This is a genomic window from Pseudomonas sp. Snoq117.2, from assembly GCF_900110545.1.
Lineage (GTDB): Bacteria > Pseudomonadota > Gammaproteobacteria > Pseudomonadales > Pseudomonadaceae > Chryseomonas > Chryseomonas benzopyrenica.
Genome location: NZ_FOED01000002.1, coordinates 14897 through 36679 on the forward strand (window position 1 = coordinate 14897; position 21783 = coordinate 36679).

Annotated in this window: 17 protein-coding genes; 7 read left to right on the forward strand and 10 right to left on the reverse strand. The window is 63.9% G+C overall.

The features are described from left to right. The first annotated feature begins 543 nt into the window (after window positions 1-543). Complete coding sequence (gene mgrA / locus BMZ43_RS06015; protein ID WP_093251036.1) at window positions 544-1581, forward strand: L-glyceraldehyde 3-phosphate reductase; 1038 nt, start codon at window positions 544-546, stop codon at window positions 1579-1581. 87 nt (window positions 1582-1668) lie between these two features. Here the strand turns inward: mgrA and BMZ43_RS06020 are convergent, their stop codons facing one another. Next, the gene (locus BMZ43_RS06020; protein ID WP_093251038.1) at window positions 1669-2583 is read right to left on the reverse strand and encodes an AraC family transcriptional regulator; all 915 of its coding nucleotides are present in this window, start codon (window positions 2581-2583) and stop codon (window positions 1669-1671) included. Between the two features lie 248 nt (window positions 2584-2831). Here BMZ43_RS06020 and BMZ43_RS06025 point away from each other — a divergent pair, with 248 nt between their 5' ends. Together BMZ43_RS06025 and BMZ43_RS06030 are read left to right on the forward strand one after the other, a co-directional pair. Beyond that, window positions 2832-4139 (forward strand): ABC transporter substrate-binding protein, encoded by a 1308-nt coding sequence (locus BMZ43_RS06025; protein WP_093251044.1) that lies wholly within the window; start codon window positions 2832-2834, stop codon window positions 4137-4139. 67 nt (window positions 4140-4206) lie between these two features. Then, a complete protein-coding gene (locus BMZ43_RS06030; RefSeq protein ID WP_093251047.1) occupies window positions 4207-4980 on the forward strand; it encodes an L-iditol 2-dehydrogenase in 774 nt (257 codons plus the stop codon). A gap of 11 nt (window positions 4981-4991) precedes the next feature. Here the strand turns inward: BMZ43_RS06030 and BMZ43_RS06035 are convergent, their stop codons facing one another. The 5 genes from BMZ43_RS06035 to BMZ43_RS06055 all read right to left on the reverse strand — a co-directional run bounded on the left by BMZ43_RS06035 (window position 4992) and on the right by BMZ43_RS06055 (window position 10464). Then, window positions 4992-5585: a DUF1349 domain-containing protein gene (locus BMZ43_RS06035; protein ID WP_093251050.1), complete on the reverse strand. Its 594-nt coding sequence runs from the start codon at window positions 5583-5585 to the stop codon at window positions 4992-4994. Between the two features lie 79 nt (window positions 5586-5664). Next, entirely contained in the window at window positions 5665-6156 is a 492-nt protein-coding gene (locus BMZ43_RS06040; RefSeq protein ID WP_093251054.1) for a DUF2269 family protein, read from the reverse strand. After that, window positions 6153-7253 carry a saccharopine dehydrogenase family protein gene (locus BMZ43_RS06045; protein WP_093251056.1) on the reverse strand — a complete coding sequence of 367 codons (1101 nt, stop codon included), beginning with the start codon at window positions 7251-7253 and terminating at the stop codon, window positions 6153-6155. Before BMZ43_RS06045 ends, BMZ43_RS06040 begins: the two co-directional genes overlap by 4 nt. Before the next feature lie 594 nt (window positions 7254-7847). Further along, window positions 7848-8792, reverse strand: coding sequence for a DNA replication terminus site-binding protein (locus tag BMZ43_RS06050; RefSeq protein WP_093251058.1), 945 nt, complete (start codon window positions 8790-8792; stop codon window positions 7848-7850). 118 nt (window positions 8793-8910) lie between these two features. After that, window positions 8911-10464, reverse strand: a complete 1554-nt coding sequence (locus tag BMZ43_RS06055; RefSeq protein ID WP_093251060.1) for an alkaline phosphatase D family protein — start codon at window positions 10462-10464, stop codon at window positions 8911-8913. Window positions 10465-10671: 207 nt separating this feature from the next. Here BMZ43_RS06055 and aroA point away from each other — a divergent pair, with 207 nt between their 5' ends. Together aroA and BMZ43_RS06065 are read left to right on the forward strand one after the other, a co-directional pair. After that, the gene (aroA, locus tag BMZ43_RS06060; protein WP_093251062.1) at window positions 10672-11940 is read left to right on the forward strand and encodes a 3-phosphoshikimate 1-carboxyvinyltransferase; all 1269 of its coding nucleotides are present in this window, start codon (window positions 10672-10674) and stop codon (window positions 11938-11940) included. Window positions 11941-12031: 91 nt separating this feature from the next. After that, a complete protein-coding gene (locus tag BMZ43_RS06065) occupies window positions 12032-15103 on the forward strand; it encodes a hybrid sensor histidine kinase/response regulator (RefSeq protein WP_093251068.1) in 3072 nt (1023 codons plus the stop codon). Here the strand turns inward: BMZ43_RS06065 and BMZ43_RS06070 are convergent. Continuing rightward, window positions 15066-15980, reverse strand: coding sequence for a helix-turn-helix domain-containing protein (locus BMZ43_RS06070; RefSeq protein ID WP_093251071.1), 915 nt, complete (start codon window positions 15978-15980; stop codon window positions 15066-15068). The genes BMZ43_RS06065 and BMZ43_RS06070 overlap by 38 nt on opposite strands. Window positions 15981-16094: 114 nt before the next feature. Here BMZ43_RS06070 and pobA point away from each other — a divergent pair, with 114 nt between their 5' ends. Together pobA and BMZ43_RS06080 are read left to right on the forward strand one after the other, a co-directional pair. Further along, window positions 16095-17279 (forward strand): 4-hydroxybenzoate 3-monooxygenase, encoded by a 1185-nt coding sequence (pobA, locus tag BMZ43_RS06075; protein WP_093251076.1) that lies wholly within the window; start codon window positions 16095-16097, stop codon window positions 17277-17279. A gap of 77 nt (window positions 17280-17356) precedes the next feature. Next, on the forward strand, window positions 17357-18133 hold the full coding sequence (locus tag BMZ43_RS06080) for a TSUP family transporter (protein ID WP_093252762.1): 777 nt from the start codon (window positions 17357-17359) through the stop codon (window positions 18131-18133). Here BMZ43_RS06080 and nudC read toward each other — a convergent pair. The 3 genes from nudC to dnaQ form a co-directional block, all read right to left on the reverse strand. Beyond that, window positions 18101-18928: an NAD(+) diphosphatase gene (gene nudC / locus BMZ43_RS06085; protein ID WP_017640225.1), complete on the reverse strand. Its 828-nt coding sequence runs from the start codon at window positions 18926-18928 to the stop codon at window positions 18101-18103. The genes BMZ43_RS06080 and nudC overlap by 33 nt on opposite strands. Then, window positions 18925-20625: a FimL-related protein gene (locus BMZ43_RS06090; RefSeq protein WP_064308700.1), complete on the reverse strand. Its 1701-nt coding sequence runs from the start codon at window positions 20623-20625 to the stop codon at window positions 18925-18927. Before BMZ43_RS06090 ends, nudC begins: the two co-directional genes overlap by 4 nt. A 414-nt stretch (window positions 20626-21039) precedes the next feature. After that, a complete protein-coding gene (gene dnaQ, locus BMZ43_RS06095; protein ID WP_093251082.1) occupies window positions 21040-21774 on the reverse strand; it encodes a DNA polymerase III subunit epsilon in 735 nt (244 codons plus the stop codon). Window positions 21775-21783: the final 9 nt, after the last annotated feature.

Genomic DNA, 21783 nt, shown 5'->3' on the forward strand with positions numbered 1-21783 from the left:
GAGAAATTGTTCTGCAGCCGTGTACAGGTCCAGCGGTGCAAGCCAAAGACGGTTTTGTTCGCACAGCGAAGATTCGTCACAAGCAGCAATTGCTGCAATTGAAAACAAGCTGGTCGACGATGCCAGGGTAGGGAAGTCGAAGCCGAGCCTGGTCTGGCAGTAAGGGAGAAAGGCAGTGGGCTAATTGGATGGCAAAGGGCAATGACCAGCTCCCGTCCATATCCAATTTAACATAATATACATTATGCGAAGTTATGGTTATGGAGTGCTGCATCGAGTGGCTGCCTTTTCACGTTGGCTGCTTTCTTCCATTTCCTGCGATCTGGTCATTTTGCCTGGCATTACGGCTTCGGGCATTTAGATCGCCGCTTGCCACACCCGTACCGCAAATTCCGCAGCGCCCGTTTGTACAAGACGCCGTCGACAGCTTTAATCGGATGGCGTCCTTTCCCGGAGCTCTTTCTGGTTGTCGCGCCTCTGCCTGTATCACCACGCGCGAATGTCCTGGGTTTCCAACACGTATTCCATCCCGAGGAGTTTTCAATGGCTTATCAAGCCGCTTCCGATCGCTATGACCGTATTCCTTACCGCCGCGTGGGTCGCAGCGGTCTCGTGCTGCCGGCGCTGTCGCTGGGCCTGTGGCACAACTTCGGCGACACCACGCCGCTGGATCGTCAACGCGCCTTGCTGCGCACTGCCTTCGATCTGGGCATCAATCACTTCGACCTGGCCAACAACTACGGGCCGCCCTATGGCAGCGCCGAGATCAATTTCGGTCGGCTGCTGCGCGAAGACTTCGCGGCCTACCGCGACGAACTCATCATCTCCAGCAAGGCCGGTTGGGACATGTGGCCCGGACCCTATGGCCAAGGTGGCGGCTCGCGCAAATACGTCCTGGCCAGCCTGGATCAGAGCCTCAAGCGTCTTGGTCTGGATTACGTCGACATCTTCTATTCGCACCGTTTCGACGAGCACACGCCGCTGGAAGAAACCGCCAGTGCCCTGGCCACGGCGGTCCAGCAAGGCAAGGCGCTCTATATCGGCATCAGCTCCTATTCGGGCACCAAGACCCGGGAAATGGCCAAGTTGCTGGCCGACTGGAAGATCCCGCTGCTGATCCACCAGCCGGCCTACAACCTGCTCAATCGTTGGATCGAAAAGGATCTGCTGGATGCGACCGAGGACATCGGCAGTGGCGTGATCGCCTTTACGCCGCTGGCCCAGGGGTTGCTGACCGACAAGTACCTCAATGGCGTTCCGGCCGAGGCCCGGGTTAATCAGCCCGGTGGCCAGTCGCTGCAGCAAGGCCATCTGTCCGACGAGAACCTGGCCCGAGTACGCGCCCTGGATACCATCGCCAAGCGCCGCGGCCAGAGCCTGGCGCAGCTGGCCCTGGCCTGGACCCTGCGCGATCCGCGCATCACCAGCGCCCTGATCGGCGCCAGTCGGCCCGAGCAGATCGTGGAAAACGTGGCAGCTCTGGACAACCTGACCTTTACCGCCGAGGAACTGGCCGAGATCGATACCCATGCGGTCGAAGGCGATATCAATCTCTGGGCCAAGCCGTCCAGCGCGGAATAAGGCTCCGCTTGGCGTAGCTGATGCTCGAGCGTCAGCTACGCCTACCTTTATAGGATCCTCGCAGGGCATAACCACCCTCACCTGCTCTCACCCAGGCGGCTGCCGACGCCGCGTCCCGATCTGCTCCTGGCGATACTGGCTGGGCGTCTGTCCGGTCTCGTTGCGAAAATGCCGGTTGAAATTGGACAGATTGGAATAGCCCACCTCGAAGCAGATGGTGGCAATGGACAGCTCCGCCTGCCGCAGCAGACGACAGGCCCGCTGGATGCGCAGCTTGCGCGCCAGTTCGATGAAGCCGTGGCCGGTAACCTTCTTGAAGAAGCGTGAAAACCCCGCCTCGCTCATGCCGACGCGCCTGGCGATCACCGGCAGCCGGATATCTTCGGTGAGCTCGCTCAGCAGATAGTCGAAGGCCTGGTGCACCCGGGCGGCGCTACGGGCGTCCAGCGCCGGCGCATAACAGGCACTGGCCAGGACGATCCGCTCGCTTTCCGGCGCCCGCGACAGCAGGCCCAGCAAAGCGAATAGCTTGAGCAGGCGCTCGGCGCCCTGGGCCTGGCCCATCGCTTCGATCAATTCAGCCGCCTGCCGGGCCGTGTTGGCCCTGAACTCCAGGCCGCGCCTGGCCTGTTCCAGCAAAGGTAGATAGTCGCCCAGCTCGGGAGCCACGGTGCTCAGCGAGCGCAACAGCTCGCCATTGAACTGGATGACCACATCGCGCCCGGCGAGCACCTCGCCGGGTGGCAGATCGCCGATCCAGTCGTGCGGCAGGTCCGGCCCGATCATGGCCACGTGGCCAGCCGCGAACGGCCCGACATAGTCGCCGGCCAGTAGCCGTCCGCTACCCTGGCGGATCAGATGGATCTCGTACTCGGGATGGTGATTCCAACGCGCCAAGGCATAGGGATAGTCGTGCTCGTACCAGCGAAAACTCTGGTCGGGCGCGGCAAGGATCACTTCCAGCTCTGCCGGTCGCGCCTCGAGGAAGGCGGTCGCCTTCATGATGTACCTCTGCTTGTTCTTGTAGGCCCACACCGGTCGGCCTGGCTATCGATGCTTTTTTGACCTGGTTGCGCTCGGCGATCAAGGTCAAAAATGTATCGGCAACTGGTCAATGCCAGGTTAGCCAGCGGCTTGGCCCTGCTGTTGTAATCCTCTCCAGCGGGCCTGTCGAGATCAGATTTATATCGGCGGCCTGCCATTCATAACAACAACAAGCTGCCCGTCGTGGCAGTCACGGAGAGAAGAAGATGAAGCGCCCTATCGCCTTGCTGCTGTTGGCCGGTCTCGGGTTGACCGGTATTGCCCAGGCCGTCGAATCGGTCACCGTTGCCACCGTCAACAACAGCGACATGGTGCGCATGCAGCGGCTGTCCCAGGTCTTCGAAAAACAGCACCCCGATATCAAGCTCAACTGGGTGGTGCTGGAAGAAAACGTGCTGCGGCAGCGGCTGACCACCGACATCACCACCGGGGGTGGCCAATTCGATGTCCTGACCATCGGCACCTACGAAACCCCGCTCTGGGGGGCCAAGAACTGGCTGGAGCCGCTCGACAACCTGCCTGCCAGCTATGACGTCGAAGACATCTTCCCGGCGGTCCGCCAGGGACTGTCGGTCAACAACCATCTCTATGCCCTGCCGTTCTATGGCGAAAGCACCGTCACCTACTACCGCAAGGACCTGTTCAAGGCCGCCGGCCTGCAGATGCCCGACAAGCCGACCTGGTCGCAACTCGCCGCGTTCGCCAGCCAGCTCAACCAGCCGGACAAGGAGCAATACGGTCTCTGCCTGAGGGGCAAGGCCGGCTGGGGGGAAAACGTCGCGCTGCTCAGCCTGATGGGCAACGCCTTCGGCGCGCGCTGGTTCGACGAGCAATGGCACCCCGAACTGACCAGTCCCGAGTGGACGGCAGCGGCCAACTTCTACGTCGACAACATGAAGAAGTACGGGCCACCCGGGGCTTCCAGCAACGGTTTCAACGAGAACCTGGCGCTGTTCAACAGCGGCAAGTGCGCGCTCTGGGTGGATGCCAGCGTCGCCGGCTCCTTCACCACCGACAAGGGCCAGAGCAAGGTGGTCGATGAGGTCGGCTTCGCCGCCTCGCCCCACGAGGTCACCGACAAGGGCTCCTCCTGGCTGTACGCCTGGTCGCTGGCGATCCCGGCGAGCGCCAAGCACAAGGAGGCGGCCAAGACCTTCATCACCTGGGCGACTTCCAAGGAATACATCCAACTGGTGGCCGACCAGGACGGCATCTCCAACGTCCCGCCGGGCACTCGCCAGTCCACCTACAGCCAGGCCTACCTGAGCGCTGCGCCCTTCGCCAAGATCACCCTGGAGATGATGCAGCACGCCGACCCGGCCCATCCCTCGGCCAAGCCGGTGCCCTATGTCGGCATCCAGTACGTGACCATTCCCGAGTTCCAGGCCATCGGCACCTCGGTCGGCAAGCTGTTCTCCGCCGCCCTCACCGGCCAGATGAGCGTCGAGCAGGCCCTTAACGCGGCCCAGACCTCGACGACCCGCGAAATGAAACGCGCGGGCTATCTCAAGTAACGTCCCTTTATCCAGGACATGATCGCGCACTGCACCGCGCGGTCAGTCTCTCGATTGGAGCCAGACCATGAACAGACTGCAAGGAAAGAGCGCGCTGATCACCGGCGCCGCACGCGGTATCGGCAAGGCCTTCGCCCGGGCCTACCTAAAAGAAGGCGCGACGGTGGCCATCGCCGACATCAATATCGAAAGAGCCCGCGAAACGGCCGAGGAACTGGGCGAGCGCGCCTATGCCCTGGCCATGGACGTCACCGACCAGGCCTCCATCGACACGGCCATCTCCCAAGTGGTCGCTACCGCTGGCAAGCTCGACATCCTGGTCAACAACGCCGCTTTGTTCGACCTGGCACCCATCGTCGAGATCTCGCGGGAAAGCTATGACCGGCTGTTCGCCATCAACGTGGCCGGTCCCCTGTTCACCCTGCAAGCCGCTGCCCGGCAGATGATCGCCCAGGGTCATGGCGGCAAGATCATCAACATGGCCAGTCAGGCCGGGCGTCGTGGCGAAGCACTGGTTGCGGTCTATTGCGCGACCAAGGCGGCGGTGATCAGCCTGACCCAGTCGGCCGGCCTCGACCTCATCAAGCACCGCATCAACGTCAATGCCATCGCCCCGGGCGTGGTCGATGGTGAGCATTGGGAAGGCGTGGACGCCCTCTTCGCCCACTACGAGCAGCGACCGCTCGGCGAGAAGAAGCGCCTGGTCGGCGAAGCCGTGCCCTACGGCCGCATGGGAACCGCCGAGGACCTGGTCGGCATGGCGCTGTTCCTGGCGTCCAGTGACAGCGACTTCGTGGTGGCCCAGACCTACAACGTCGACGGCGGCAACTGGATGAGCTGATCGCCGCTCGGTCAGCTCAGGTCGTGCAGTTCCTTGACGATCGCCGGCCCTATCTGGAGGTCGGCAAAGCTGACCTCCAAGCCCTCGCGCTGCGGCGAGCAGCAATAGGGGCCAACTCGTAGGTCCGCACCCTCTTCGCTGGCGAATCGACACAGCCGCAACAGCGGCCAACTCAGGCCATCCAGGGAATACTGCAGGCGCAGCACCTCGCCATGCAGCGTCATGCGCAGCCAGAAGCCGCGGACGGCATCGGGCATCGGCCCCAGGGCCCAGTCGGAATGCCCCAGGGTGAGGACACTGCCCAGATGGGCGATGCCATCGTTGATCTCCAGGCCCGTCTTGCACCAGCGATCGCTACCCTGCCGTACCATCAGGCCAGCCTGATCGTACAGCTCGGTGAAGGTCCCGGTGATCCGTACCTGCACGGTGAAATCCGCACCGGCCGCATAACCGCGGAAATGCCCGCTGTCACGCTCGAAGCCGTATTGGGTCTTCTGCCAGAAGTCGGTTTCGCTATCGGTACTGATGTGCAGCAGACCATCCGTATCGGACCAGTGAGTCGGTTCGTTCAGCCACTGGGCAGGCAAGGTCTTCGCAAGGCTCATGGACAGGTATCCGCGGCTGATGGGCTGCGCACACGATAGATCAAGGACGCGGGATGCGCCAAACTCGGACCGTGAATCCCTAGCGATACAACGCCAGCAGCTGATGGGGATAGAGCTTGGTGACCATCATCAGCAGGATGACGAACATCCCGAGGAAGCCGGCGACACCCATCCAGAACCAGAGTCTGTAGGCTCGCTGAAAATCCGGGCCAAGCGCCTCGCCGCGCTCCGAGGCTTGCCGTGCAAGCTTCAGCATTCGCCCCTGCAGCCAGAGCACCGGCAACCAGAGCGCTCCTACGGCGAAAAATACCAGGAGTGAGCCGAATACCCAGCCGGAGGATGCCGACAATCCCATCAGCGTGACCAATGCGATGCCTGTGCCCAACTGCAGAAAGCCGGCGGGTGTGGTGATCCAGGTATCGAAGAACACCACCATGCGTGCGACCTGGGCAATGACCTGAGGTATACGACTGCGTGTGGCAGCGATCAGATAAAGGTAGGAGCCCATGCCGAATCCGAACAGGAACACCGCGGCCAGGATATGCAGGTACTTCAGTACCAGATAGGTCATCGCGACCACTCCGTGACCGTGATGAACGAAGGCCCTATCGCCTCCAGATACTCCTGCAGATCTATTTCGCCCACACAGACGCGAGCGCCTGGCGTGGGCTGGAAGCCTGTTGCCATCTTGCAAGCCAAGGCAATGGCTGCACAGCAGGGTATCTGCGGGCCCTTGTCGTGCGTAGCCAGAAGCTCCCAACGGTAGCGCGATGGTTGCTCACCTTTGACACCGCCCAGCTCCAGATAGAAGGCGCTTTTACCGTTGCCAAAAGCCTCAAACCGGCGGCCCAGGCAATGCAGCCTGCTGGCGATGCCATCAGGTCGGCTGATGAGTCCACTCCGTATGGCGCGTGCCAACAGATGATTGGCGAAGGTGCCCAAGGCGAGACCTGGACCGGCCTTGAAGCAGACGTCACGAAGACCATAGCGCTCTGGAAATACCGCCATGTCAGGCACATCCACGTTGGCCACGAGACGCCGACCACGCATGCCTGTTATGGATACCCACTGCAGGCCATACCAGCCAGGCACCTGCTCCAGCCGTCCATTGCGTTGCTGGGGAACGGGACGTCCGGCATAGCTGAGTACGCCCTGGACGGTGGAAAGCCCGGGCATCTTGGCAGAGGACGTGATGCCGTAGCGCAGGCTGTGCGCGCAAAAACCGCCACCTGCCTTCGCGAGAAAAGCCTCAATGACGGCGGCGGACAGCGTAGGAACAGAGCTGCAGCCACTGAGCACGGCCACGCCGCGAGACCTTGCGGACTCGTCGAGCTGGGTGATGCCCGCGACGAATTCCCGTGCATCGGATAGATCACAGTAATGCGCGCCCGCGGCTATGCAGGCCCTGGCCACCGCATAGTCCTGCCCTTGAAAAGGCCCCGCAGTGTGAATGACGAGTCCGACCTGGAACGCGCTTAGCGCTTTGGCGAAGTCAGTGCCGAGCACATCGCCCTGCCAAAATCGGGTGCCTAGTTCCTGCGCCAACTGGGCTATCTGCGCTCCGCGCCCTGCGAGCACAAGCTCGATCCCGTCCACTCGCGCCAGACGGCGGCTGATGATGGAGCCGAAATTTCCATACGCTCCCACTACCATCACGTTCAAACTCACCAGTACCCGCTCCCCTTTCCAGCCAAGCCGTGTCGTCAGCCTCTCTGGCGACGCCCTTCCTGTGAGCATAGGCCAACAAGGACGGGAGCACCGGCCAAGAGCAACGCTTTCTCAGGACGGGGGGATGGGCTTAAGGCAGGCGGGGCTAGATGTGGCTGCTTGACGTCTTGCAAGTGGTATTGGAGCGTTTTGGCAGGCATGAAAAAAGGGAGCCCTAAGGCTCCCCTGTTCAAGTACGTCTGCTGTCCTCTTGTTCTTGTTGTCGGACGTCAACGTCATCGATCTTTGGTACGCCCCACCAAGGAGGTGGGAAGTGAACAGATTACTTTGGTCGCTCTGGCGAGTTCCAAAATGATCGGTTCGCGAGCCTTGGCCGTCTTGTTCTTGTTGTGGGCGGTTAGCGGCGCATCTTATTGTTCTTGTGCCAGTAATAAAGCACTCGCCGTGCCAACATTCATAAGCCATTGAAATTTCTAGGTTTCATAGATTCGGGCTCGGCGTTCACGCAGTTGTTGCGGAGGATTTCGTTACCTTTTCACTCGGCGGCGAAGGATCTGGTTACGACATTCATCTCCTCGGTAACGCCACTGACCCTCAACGACTGTAGGTCGAGCGCTTGAGGGTCGCCTCGTTGTTGCGCTGAGCGGCGGGACGTTCCGGATTGTCGGTGGGCAGGTATAGCAGCCGCGTGGCCAGGACCTCACGACGCGGCTTGATGTCGGGTCGCAGCGCGCCGCGCTGGGTACGGTCGAAATCGCGCAGATCGACGACCTGCATGCCGTCCTCGGTCGGTACCACGAAGACCGGCAGGTTCGCGTGGATCATGGCGTCATAACGGCTTTCCTCACCGAACCAGAGCATCGCCCGTGGATGCGGGGCGATCTTCTTGTGCCGGACCAGGATGTCGTCATCCGCCATGCGATTGAGCGCCTGGTGTTCCTGCCATTCCGGGGTGCGATCCAGGGCGATTCGCTCGCGGTCGGCGCGCGCCATGGCCAGGGTTTTCAGTTGTTCCCGTACCTTGGACACCTTTACCCGCTCTCCTCCGGCGGTATGACCGGCCCAGGTGAAGGTCAGCTGGCGGACCGGATCGGGAAAGCCGTGCACCTTGCGGATCAGCTGCTTGGTATTGAAGGCCCCTCCCAGCGCCTTGCGCATGATGCGCGGTCGCGCCTCGGGCGCCAGTTCCAGCTCCAGACGCGTCTGCTCGATGGCGGCACTGAAGGCCGCCTTGCAGCTATTGATGGCCAGGATCTCCTCCATCAACGGCTCGGCCAGCGCGATATAGCCTGGCAAGCGACTGACGGTGCCTGGTGCCTGCCCTGGCTGCAGGTGGAAAGCCAGCAAGGCGTCGCGGGTGAGCTCCACCGCGGCGCTGCCCTCGAAAGCCTCTGCGGCGATGTGATCCGGCACTCGCTGCTGCGCCAACAAAGGCAGCCGCCAGACCCGGGCAGCCACCACCTTGCCTGGCCAGCGCTCGTTGAAAGTCGCGATGCTCAGCTTGAGGTCTTCGAACGCGTTCTTGATGTCTTCGTGCATAGCCAACTCCAGCCTGATATCTACCAGATTGTAGCATTTGCACGAACTTCACCCTTCTTATTGATTACCTTGCAGAGGGATATCCTAGCAGCAGTACCTGTATAGGGGTGGTATTGATCTAGACCGACTGCAACTTCTGGCTGAACTGCGGACGGCCGTCCTGATCTCTCAGGGTGACCTGCAGCTCGGCGGTCTTCCCGTCGATCTCGACCTCGCCGAAGAATTGGAAGTTACTTAGCGGCGAGGTGTTGGCCTGGGGCGGTGCCTTCTGGAAAACCACCTCGGGACCAAAGGTGGCATCCAGTGGATTGGGCCCGAAGCTGCCTGCATTGAGCGGGCCTGCCACGAATTCCCAGAAGGGTTCGAAATCCTGGAACGCTGCCCTGTCCGGGTGATAGTGATGCGCGGCGCAATAGTGCACATCAGCGGTAAGCCAGACGGTATTGCGAATCCCCTGCCTTGCGATGAAGCTCAGCAGATCGGCCGTTTCCAGCTCGCGCCCCTTGGGGGCTCCGGGATCGCCATTGGCGATGGCCTCCCAGCGCGCCTGGCCCTGCGCATCCTTGCCGTCCGGGACCTGCAGCCCGATGGGCATATCGGCCGCGATGACTTTCCAGGTCGCCCTGGACGCCTGCAGCTTCTTCTTCAGCCAGTCGAGTTGCTCCTGACCGAGGAAGGCACCCTGACCGCCCTCCTCGTCACCCAGGTTCCTGTCATTGCCGGCACGATAGCTGCGCATGTCCAGCACGAAGACATCCAGCAAGGGGCCGTAGGCGATGCGGCGGTAGATGCGCCCTGCCCCGTCTGCCGAGACGCCGCGCATGGGTGCGTACTCCAGAAAGGCCTGGCGTGCCCTACCACTCAGGACATTGATGTCCTTGACCTGGTAGCGCTCGTCCAGCGTCTTGCTCGGCGACCAGTTGTTGGTTGTCTCGTGGTCGTCCCACTGCCATACCTGGGGCACCTCGGCATTGAATCTCTTCAGGTGAGTGTCAATCAGGTTGTAGCGATAGTTGCCGCGGAATTCGTCCAGGGTTTCCGCGACCTTGCTTTTGGCCTCGGTGGTGAGGTTGCGCCAGATGCGTCCCTCTTCCACTGTCAATTGCGCCGGAACGGGGCCGTCCGCATAGATGGTGTCGCCGTTGTGCAGAAAGAAATCCGGGCGCCGCTCGCGCATGGCGTTGTAGATGCGCATGCCGCCGATGTCAGGGTTGATGCCAAAGCCCTGGCCAACGGTGTCACCACCCCAGACGAAGCGGATGTCGCCGCGCTGGCTGGGGGCCGAGCGCAAGTGGCCGATGATGGGCTCGCTGAGCGCACCGCTGTCTAGGTCCTCGAAGCGCACCCGGTAGAAGATATGTTGATCGGCGGGCAGCCCTGCCAGATCGATACGGGCGGTGTAGTCCTGGGCGGCCGTGGTGATCGGCCCCGCCGCTTTGCGTAGCGTGCGAAAGCTTTCCTGGGTATCCCACTCCACCAGTAGCCGCGCCGGGCGATCCGTACGACTCCAGATCAGTGCCCGGCCCTCGGTGACATCACCCGCCTGGACACCATCGGGTATGCCCGGGCGCCCTGCCGGTGCGGCCCAGGTCCGCTGGCCCAGGGCCGGTAACAGCAGCGTGGCTCCCAGGCCTTGCAGAACACGACGACGATCGGGACGAATAAGGGACATGGTGGCGGCGGCCTCTGGCGGAAAACCGTTAGCACTACCCCGCCTTGATGACTTGTTCGTGACATAGGAGGTATCAGGCAAGGCTGATCAGTCATATAGGGGTGGTATTAATAAATGGACACTTTGGTCTGGGAGGCCTGAAATGGCATCATGGCGGCCTTGTTACGATCCGCCGTTTCGGCCGTCGCGAAGTTGCTTGGAGCCCCCATGTCCGCCAGACCCTACATCACCGTTACCCCGCCCAACGTCGCGCTGCATGGTCGGATCGCCCCACCCGGCTCCAAGTCCATCACCAACCGCGCCCTGCTGCTAGCGGCTCTGGCCAAGGGCACCAGTCGCCTGACCGGCGCGCTCAAGAGCGATGACACTCGCCACATGTCCGAGGCCCTGCGGCAGATGGGTGTCACCGTGGACGAGCCCGATGCCACCACCTTCGTGGTGACCAGCTCCGGGCGCCTGCAGCAACCGGCCGCACCGCTGTTTCTCGGCAATGCCGGCACTGCGGTGCGCTTTCTGACCGCCGCGGTCGCCACCGTCGATGGCGCCGTCACCCTCACCGGCGATGCCTATATGCAGAAGCGGCCTATCGGTCCCCTGCTGGAAACCCTGAGCGCCAACGGCATCCAGGTCGAGGCCCCTAGCGGCTGCCCGCCCGTGACCGTCACGGGTCAGGGACGTCTCACCGCTCGCCGCTTCGAGGTGGATGCCGGGCTTTCCAGCCAATACGTCTCGGCGCTGCTGATGCTGGCAGCGCTGGGCAGCGAACCGGTGGATGTCGCCTTGCGCGGCAGCGACATCGGTGCCCGCGGTTATGTGGACCTGACCGTCGAGGCGATGCGCGCCTTCGGTGCCCAGGTCGAGCAACTGGACGCCGCCACCTGGCGGGTGGCCCCGACCGGCTATGTCGCCCGCGATTACTTCATCGAGCCGGACGCTTCCGCCGCCACCTATCTCTGGGCGGCCCAGGCCCTGACCGGGGGCGCCATCGACCTGGGCGTGGCCGATGACGCCTTTACCCAGCCCGATGCCAAGGCCCATGACCATATCGCCGCCTTCCCCCGGCTGCCGGCGGTCATCGACGGTTCGCAGATGCAGGACGCCATCCCTACCCTGGCGGTGCTGGCCGCCTTCAACGAGACGCCCGTGCGCTTCGTAGGCCTGGCCAACCTGCGGGTCAAGGAATGCGACCGGGTCGCAGCGTTGCACGATGGCCTGAACGCCATTCGTGCCGGGCTCGCCAGCGTCGAGGGCGATGACCTGCTGGTGGCGGCGGATCCCGCCCTGGCCGGCACCCGGACCGATGCCGTGATCGAGACCCATGCCGACCACCGGATCGCCATGTGCTTCGCCCTCGCAGGCCTGAAAATAGCCGGTATCCGCATCCTGGACCCCGAATGCGTCGGCAAGACCTATCCTGAGTACTGGAATGCCCTGCGTAGTTTGAACGTCCAGTTGAGCGAGGGTATCGAAGCCTAGGCGTTGTCTGAAAAGTGCCTGCGCTCGGCGACTTTTCAGCAAGCCCTAGGAAACGCTCGCCACACGCCCGCTCGCTGAATGGAATCCCCGCATGCCGATCTCTCTGCTCGAACAGCAGGCGCTCCTGCAGTTGACCTCCCATGCCCTGGTCATCACCGACCGCCAGGGCTGCATCGAGCGCTGGAATCGGGGGGCCGAACTGCTGTGTGGCTGGTCAGCCGGCGAAGCCCAGGGTCAGCGCTTCATCGAGCTGCTGACGGCGGGCCGCGATGCCGCCTTCCTGACCACCGCTCAGCACCAGGCCCTGGCTGACGAGCATGGCCAGGGCGCGGGTTGGATCGCGGTTCAGGGCGGCACGCCGCGCTGGGTGGAAATCGCCACCACGGCGCTGAAGGACGCCGAAGAAACGCTCGGCTTCGTGCACGTCCTGCAGGATCGCACCGAACAGCTGGTGGCCGAAGAACGGGTGCGGCTGGCCCAGGAGGTCGGCCGTGTCGGCACCTTCGAACTGTTGCCGGGGGAAGCCCGGCTGCTGGTGTCCTCGGGCTTTTGCCAGCTCTGGGGCCTCCCGGTTCGACGTAGCTATTCCCTCGACGAACTGGTCCGGCAACTGCATCCCGATGATGTCGCCAGCCTGCGGACCCTCACCGCGACGCCGGGCGACGACGCCCTGGACTATCTCGAATACCGCATCCGCCGCGCCGATACCGGCGAAGAACGCTGGCTCGGTCGGCGCGGCCAGTTGATGGCCAGCCACGGCAGTGATCGCTACCTGGGCGTGTGCTACGACATCACCGAACGCAAGCTCAACGAAGCTGCCATCACCGAGCGTGATATCTGGCTGCAGGAGCTGTACCACGGCATGCGCGAGGGCTTCTACATGGCCCAGGCGATCCGCGATGCCAGTGGCCGAATGGAGGATTTCCTCTTCCTGGAGGTCAATCCGGTCTTTGCCACCCTGACGGGCATTCCCTTGGATCAGGTCCTGGGGCGGACCCTGCGTGCCTCTCTGCCGCAACTGGAGGCCGATCTGCTGCCCGCCTACATCGACTTCATGAATGGCGATGCGGAGTTCATCCAGTTCGACATCCTGCTGCACCTGCAGCATGAACACTGGTACGAGGTGCGCGCCCACAAGCTGCCTGGCGATCGCTTCGCGGTGCTGTTCATCGACATCAGCGGACATCGCCGCCAGGCCCAGGAACTGGCCCGCAACGAGGCGCAGCTGCGCGCCATTATCAATTCCATCGACCAGATGGTCTGGGCCACGCGACCCGACGGCCACCACTTCTATTTCAACGATCGCTGGTACGAGTTCACCGGTGTGCCGGAAGGCTCCACGGAGGGCGAAGGCTGGGCCAACGTCTTTCATCCCGACGACCAGGAACGGACCTGGAAGGTCTGGCATCACAGCCTCAGCACTGGCGAGCCCTACCATATCGAATACCGCCTGCGGCACCGCTCGGGGCGCTATCGCTGGGTGCTCGGCCGCGCCCAGCCGGTGCGCGACGCCAAGGGGCGCATCGAACAATGGTTCGGCACCTGCACCGACATCCAGAGCATCGTCGATGCGCGGGAAGTCCTCACCCGCTCGCGCCAGGAGCTGGAACAGCAGATTGAGCTGCGCACCCGCGAACGTGATCGGATGTGGCGCATCAGCCATGACCTGATGGTGATCTGCCGGGCGGATGGCGAGGTGAAGACCGTGAACAGCGCCGCCGCCCGCCTGCTGGGACGGCGGGAGACCGATCTGGCCAGCGTCCAGCTCACCGAACTGATCCATCCCGACGATCAGCGCCAGGTCTTCGATACCCTGCGCTGCCTGGGCCGCCAGCAGGGCTCGGCGGGCCTCAGGGCGCGGGTGCGTGCCCGCGATGGCAGCTATCGCATCCTCGACTGGACGGCCAGCGCCGAGGACGATCTCATCTACGCCGTGGGGCGTGACGTCACCGAGCAGCAGGAGCTGCAGGAGCAACTGCGCCAGGCGCAGAAGATGGAGGCGGTGGGCCAGCTCACCGGCGGCATCGCGCACGATTTCAACAATCTGCTCACTGGTATCATGGGCAGTCTCGACATGCTGCAGCGGCAGCAGAAAGCCGGTCGCCAGGACAAGTTCGACCAGTATCTGCACTCGGCGCTGACCTCGGCCCAACGCGCGGCTGCCCTCACCCAGCGCCTGCTGGCCTTTTCCCGGCGCCAGGCACTCGATCTGCAGCCCATCCATGTCAACGACTGCGTGCGTTCCATGGAGGAGCTGCTGCTGCGCAGCCTGCGCGGTGACATCGTGCTGGAGCTCGATCTGGATGGGGGCCTCTGGCAGGCATTGACCGATGGGCACCAGCTGGAAAACGCCCTGCTCAACCTAGTCATCAATGCCCGCGATGCCCTGCCCCATGGCGGCAACATCCGCATCGAAACCCACAATGTCTATCTGACCGACAGCGGCAACGGCCTGGATGCCGTGAGCGCGGGCGACTACGTGGCGCTGCTGGTGGCGGACAACGGTACCGGGATGCCGCCCGAAGTCATGGCGCGGGCCTTCGACCCCTTTTTCACCACCAAGCCCATCGGCCAGGGCACCGGTCTCGGGCTGTCGATGATCTATGGCTATGCCAAGCAGTCCAAGGGTCATGTCCGCCTCGACTCCCTGCCGGGCCAGGGCACCACCGTGGGCCTCTATCTGCCCCGCTACCTGGGCGCCGATGTCGAGCCACCCCGGCTGGCCGCTCCCACGGTCACGGCCCAGGGCGCGGGCAAGACGGTACTCGTGGTGGAAGACGAGCCCGTGGTCCGGCAGATGGTGGTGGACCTGCTCAGGGAGCTGGGCTACGCGACCCTGCAGGCCGAAGACGCCCGCGGTGCCCTGCCGCTGCTGGAAAGCGGGCGCCCCATCGACCTGCTGCTGTCCGATGTCGGCTTGCCAGGCATGAATGGCCGCCAGTTGGCCGAGATCGCGCGACAGCGCCGCCCTGGCCTCAAGGTGCTGTTCGCCACCGGCTACGCCGAGGGGGCGCACCTGGAAGGCTATCTCGACCCCGGCATGACCCTGATCACCAAGCCCTTCAATCTCGACGCCCTGGCCGCACGCGTCGGCGAAACCCTGGCGGCAGCCGATAGCCTGGCCGTCAGCGCTGCGGCTGACCCGCGAGACGCCGATAGTTGAGCGGACTCTGGCCGGTGCCACGGCGGAAGAACCGGGCGAAGTAGGCCGGATCGGCAAAGCCCAGGGCGTCGGCGATCTCGCCTACCGATGCCTGGGTGTAGGTCAGGGTGCGGCGCGCCTCCAGCAGCAGGCGCTGGTGCACGATGGCCAGCGCCGAGGCGCCGGCCAGCTGCCGGCAGAGGCCGTTCAGGTGCACGCCTGAGATCCCGAGCGCCGCCGCGTAGCGCCCCAGGCTCCAGTGCTCGCGATAGTGCTGCTCCACCAGGGCCAGAAAGCGTCCCAGGTGCTGTTCGGCGCGCCGTGGCAGGGTCGCGCCCTGTTCCTGGCGATGCTGTCGCAGCAGCCAGATCGCCAGGCTGTCGAGCAAGGCTTCGAGCACCACCTCGCGCCCCGGCTTGTGCCCTTCGTACTCGGCGACGAGCTGGCCGACCAACTGATCGATCCAGGTGGCATCCGGCCCTGTCAGGGCCAGGCACTCGGCCCCGAGGAACAGCCCCTGCCCGGCTCTCTGGCAGCGCTGCTTCAGGCGCTCCAGCTGGGGCACCGGCAGGGTGATCACGAAGCCCTCCACCGAGGGCTCGAATTCGAAGGCATGGACGCACAGCACCGGCAGCACCACCAGCAGCGGTCCGCGCCTTTCTCCCTGCCAGTCTTCCAGTTGCAGACGCACCCCGCCGGTGCGCACATAGAGCAGTTGCGCGAGATCCGCATGGCGATGGGTTTCGATATGCCAGGCATGCAGCCGACTGCGACTCTCGATGGTTTCGCAGTGCAGCAGGTCCGGCGCCGGCCAGGCCTGGGCCTCGCCATACAGCTTGAAGATGGGTGGCAAGGCAGTGGTCATCGACAGTCCCTGGGCGATAGCCGCACGAATCATTGAAAAGTACCAGAAAGTATCGGAAAGGTCGCTGTCGATACCGGCGAAAACCGTCCAAAAATACCGGAGCCCCATAACAAAACGGCGATCACGCCAGACAAGAGGACAGACTCCATGCGCACCCAAGTCGTCATCATCGGCGCGGGCCCCTCCGGGCTGCTGCTGGGCCAGCTGCTCACCCGCTCGGGTATCGACAATGTCATCGTCGAGCGCCAGAGCGCCGACCACGTACTCAGTCGGATCCGTGCCGGCGTGCTCGAACAGGGCACGGTCGATCTGCTGCGCCAGGCCGGCGTCGCCGAGCGGCTGGAACAGGAAGGCCAGGTGCATGAAGGCGTGGAGTTCGCCATCCACGGCCAGCGCGAGCGCCTGGATCTGAACGATCTGCTGGGCGGACGCTGCGTCACCGTCTATGGCCAGACCGAGGTGACCCGCGATCTGATGGCCGCCCGCCAGGCCAGCGGCGCCCCTACCTTCTACCAGGCCTGCGAGGTCCAGCCCCACGAACTCAAGGGCGAGCGCCCCTATGTCACCTGCCAGGTCGCCGGTGAAACCCTGCGCATCGATTGCGACTACATCGCCGGCTGCGACGGTTTCCACGGTGTCTCGCGCCGCAGCATCCCCGACGGCGTACTCACCGAATACGAGCGGGTCTACCCTTTCGGCTGGCTGGGTCTGCTGAGCGATACGCCGCCCGCCGCCGATGAACTCATCTACGTCAATCACCCGCGCGGCTTTGCCCTGTGCAGCATGAGATCGGCGACCCGCAGCCGCTACTACCTGCAGGTGGAAGCCGGGGATTCGGTGGAGAACTGGTCGGACGAGCGTTTCTGGGCGGAACTCAAGGCGCGCCTGCCGGCCGAGACGGCGGCCCAGCTGGTGACCGGCCCCTCGCTGGAAAAGAGCATCGCCCCGCTGCGCAGCTATGTGGTCGAACCCATGCAGTACGGCCGGCTGTTCCTGGTCGGCGATGCCGCCCATATCGTCCCGCCCACCGGTGCCAAGGGGCTCAACCTGGCCCTGGGCGACGTGCGCAATCTGCACCTGCTGCTGGAACGCGCCTATCGCAGCGGCGATGCCAGCTGCCTCGAACGCTACTCGGCGCTCTGCCTGAAGCGGATCTGGGCGGCAGTGCGCTTCTCCTGGTGGATGACCACCGCCCTGCACCGCTTTCCGGATACCGATGCCTTCACCCAGCGGGTGCAGGACGCCGAACTCCAGGCACTGCTCGATTCCAGAGCGGGTCGCACGACCCTTGCGGAAAACTACGTCGGATTGCCCTTCCCCGCACTGGATTGATCGGGATCGCCCGCAGGTGGTGACGGCTGCGCGTCTGATGCATGATGGCGCCCCCGTTCCACCTGGCGCCCTACCCCATGCTCGAATTCACCCTGGACCCCATGACCCTGACGCTGCTGGCGGGGGTCGCCTTCCTGGCCGGCTACATCGACGCCATCGCCGGCGGCGGTGGCCTGCTCACGGTGCCCGCCCTGCTGATGGCCGGCGTGCCGCCCCACCTGGCGATCGGCACCAACAAGCTCAGCTCCACCTTTGGCAGCGCCACCGCTGCCTATACCTTCTACCGCCGCAAGCTGTACCATCCCCGTCAGTGGCGGCATGCCCTGGTGGCTACCGCCATCGGCGCGGGGATCGGCGCCCTGGTTGCCCACCATCTCTCCGCGGACTTCCTCAACCAGCTGCTGCCGGTGGTGGTGTTCAGTTGCGCCCTCTATCTGCTGTTCGGTGGCACACCCAAGGCGCCGGTACTCAGCGACGCGTCCGTACCGCAGCGACGCCAGTGGCCGCAGGGGCTGACGCTGGGCGCCTACGACGGCCTGTTCGGACCGGGCACGGGCGCCTTCTGGACGGTCAGCAGCCTGCTGCTCTACCCCCTGGACCTGCTCAAGGCCAGTGGCGTGGCCCGCACCATGAATTTCGTCAGCAACGGGGTCGCCCTGGTGATGTTCATCGCCCTGGGGCAGGTGCTGTGGGTGCTGGGCCTGACCATGGGTCTGTCGCTGACCCTGGGGGCCTACCTGGGCGCGCGCAGCGCCATCGCCGGCGGTGCCAAGTTCATCCGCCCGGTGTTCATCTGCGTCGTGCTGGCGCTGACCGTCAAGCTAATCTGGCAGCACTGGTTCAGCGCCGCCTAGCCGCTCGACCCGATAGCGATCGATCAGAAAGCGCGAGATGGAAAAGGCCGGCGGCAGCGTCGGCAACTCGCGCAGGTGGAACCAGCGGGCATCTTCGATTTCATCCGGTTGGCACCGGATGTCGCCGCCCAGGTAATCGACGTGATAACCCAGCATCAGGGAATGCGGATAGGGCCAGTTCTGGCTGCCCTGGTAGCGCAGGTTGGTGACCGAGACGCCCACCTCTTCCATGATCTCCCGGTGTACGCAGGCCTCCGCCGACTCGCCCGGTTCGACGAAGCCGGCCAGAGTGCTGAAGACCCCGGGCGCGAAGCGGGGCGACCGCGCCAGTAGCACCTCATCACCGCGCGTGATCAGGGCGATCATGCTCGGCGACAGCCGTGGATACTGGGTGAGCTGGCAATTCGGACATTTGAGGCCGCGCTGGCCATCGAGGGCGAAGGTACGAGTACCGCACTGCCCGCAAAAGCGATGCTGCCGCGCCCAGGTGCCGATCTGATTGGCGTAGCCAAGCAACTTGAACAGCGCATGAGGCGACTGCAGCATCAGCGGCCGCAGCGGCTGCCAGACGCAGCCTTCGACGTCCGCCGGCGTATCCACTTCGAGCAGAGTGACCGGCTGGGCCTGCCACTGACCCAGACCATGGTGCTCACCTGCGAACCCCTGGACGCGCGGATCGTCCGGGGCGAAGAGCACCTCCGCCCCCGCGGTCAGAAACGCCTGACCGCTATGCACGACCAGCCAACCGCCGGCGGGTTGGGCGGTCTGGAACCAGCCAGGTTGCCAGAGACTCATGCCGCGGCCGAGGTCCAGCCCAGGGCGCGAATGCTTTGCGCCGCGATATCGAGGATTTCCGGGGTGCCGTCCTGACCCTCGGTGCCACCGCTTTCGACAAAGAACTCGATGCTGCTGAGAGCGTCCGCCAGCACCTCGAGTGTCGCCGGCTCGCAGGCCTGGCCACCTTCGATCAGGCAGCGCTGGATATAGCCGGTGCAGGCACGGACCAGTTCAGCGGCGCGGGGATTGCCCAGGAAGAACAGCGCGCCGCGGACGGTATCCAGCAGCGCCGGCACGGTGGCCAGGTGCAGGGTATCGCCCCGCGAATCGAGAAAGGCGCCAATGGCGCGCTTGGCATCGGTCAGGCCCTTGTAGGCTTCCCGGTGCAGTAGCGCCTGGGCCTCGCCCAACTGGTAGTTGGCGACACTGAGCTGGACGCCTTCGGCTTCCAGCGGCACGTCGATCAGCGAGCCTTGCCCTTCGGGCTGGCCCAGCAGGCTTTCCACCAGCAACAGGGCATCGGCCAGCGGTGCGAGATCTTCGAGCACGAGCGGCTTGTCGCGTAATTGAGAGATGTTCGGCAGGCACTGCTGCAGCACCTGACCGGCATTCTCCTGCCCGACCATTTCCAGGGTCTTGCCCAATAGGCCAACCTGGACATACAGCCGGGAGAAATTATCGGAGCGCGGCAGGCGATGCTGCTCGGCGCCCGTGCGCAGCTCGGCCTCGATGAGGTCGATCAGATCCTTGACCGTTTCCACCTCTTCGCGGATAGCGGCCGACAGCGAATGCATCACGCCATGGCCCGGACCGGCGAGACGCTTCTTGCCGGCTTCGAGCTGAGCATCGGTGAATCCGAGGCGCTCGAAGCCGTAGGCGTTCATGACCTCCTGCGGATGGGCGCCCTCGACACCAGCCAACGCCAGGAGATAGAGGAGTTCCTTGAGGGTGCTACGCGCCGGCTCGTGCAGGTCGTTACCCAGCATCTGACGTAATTCGCGATCGACCCGGGCGAACAGCTGCTTGCGTTCACGGGTGGCGGTCAGGCGACCCTGGGCGAAGCCTTCGACCGTGGCCGCGGCAACCCACGGCAGGTAGCCGCCGACATGATCGTGCAGCAACGCGGCGGAGCGCTCCAGCGCTCTCGCCATCAGTCTAAGGCTGGCCGCACCGTTGACGTCACGCAGAAAGCCCAGCAGGCCGATCTGGTAGGTTTGACGCATTCGGCGCGCCTGGGCCTGGCGCTCGCGCAGGCCCAGGCGCGTGGTCGCGCTGATCAGGGGGCGTTGGTCGAGACGGACGCTGAAGAAGTAGCTTTCCGGAAGTTCTGGCTCGCCGCCCGCCAGGCGCAGGGCATTGATCGCCGGCAGCAACAGTTCGGGCATCTCGTCCTGGCCGCTGCGCAGCTGTTCGAGATAGCGGCGCAGCACATGCAACCCACGACAGATCGCCATCAGGTGCTCGTCGTGTTCGGGACCGGCACCCGCAGGGATGTCGTTGGCGATCTGCAGGGTCTGGTGGGCGAGCAACTGGGCGCCTGCCAGTTCGATCAGCGTCAAGGCGCCGCGAATCTGGCCAAGACTCTCGACCGCACGCTGCAACAGGCTGCTGCAGTGCCGCTCGACGATGAAGCGTTCAAGATGGGATTCAGCTTCCTCGATGGTCGCGAACAGCTGTTCGCGGACCAAGCTCAAAGCTCTTGCTCCGGTCACCATGGTGCCTTACGCCTCCTGCGCCATTACAACCTCGCCAACGCCATTTTAAAACGGGAAGAAAGGCTTGCTATTCCAACTGGAGCCTAGGTACCTGCGTCTTCCTGACCGGGCCACCCTCATCATTCCAGGCGGACGGGGATCTGACCTCTCGCCACGCCAGGGAACCTTGCTCTGGAACGCTAGACCTGTAAATCCACAAAAGCGAAGCGATAATTCCGAATCGTCATACGAGTTCGCGGGAGAAATAAAGTTCCGCGCAATTCGAAATTCGAGGCTTCATGCGGGCTCAAATGACCAGCCTGCAGCATCTTAGTTGAACGATAGCTGAAAATTGTGAGGTCTTTCAGCTTATTCAGACGAACGCGGACGCCCGGTCAGGGGCCGACCGGGCGCTTGGGAGAAGGGAGGAAGGCGTTATTCGGTTCCAGCGCCCGCCAGCCAGAGCGGGGTTCGGCCACAGCTCTTCTCGATGGCCGCCATGCGCGCCGCATGGGCATCGAGGTCGGTGCTGGTCGCACTGATCACCCGGGTCCGCGGGCGCTCGGCCGGCAGGCGCCTGATCGGCATGACGTAGTTGCCATCGCCGTTGCCTTCCTGGCCGTGGGCCGCCAGCGACAGGCTGGTCTGGCCACCGGTCATGGCCAGGTAGACGTCCGCGAGGATCTCGGCGTCCAGCAAGGCGCCGTGCAACTCACGGTTGGAGTTGTCTACGCCGTAGCGCTTGCAGAGCGCATCCAGACTGTTGCGCTGACCGGGGTGCCGACCGCGCGCCATGACCAGGGTGTCGAGCACCGAGCAGTGCTGGGTGATGTCGGCGCGCTCGGGATGGACACCCAGCCGGGCGAACTCCATGTTGATGAAGCCCACATCGAAGGGCGCGTTGTGGATGACCAGTTCGGCGCCTTCGATGAATTCGAAGAAGCTGTCGGCGATTTCGGCGAAGCGCGGCTTGTCGGCGACATATTCATCGGTGATGCCGTGGACCGCGATGGCACCTTCGTCGATCTGCCGATCCGGATTGAGATAGACATGGAAATGCCGCCCGGTCAGTCGCCGACCGATGACTTCCACCCCACCGATCTCGATGATCCGATGGCCATCGGTCATCGGCATGCCGGTGGTTTCGGTATCCAGAACTACATATCTCATCGCTAACCT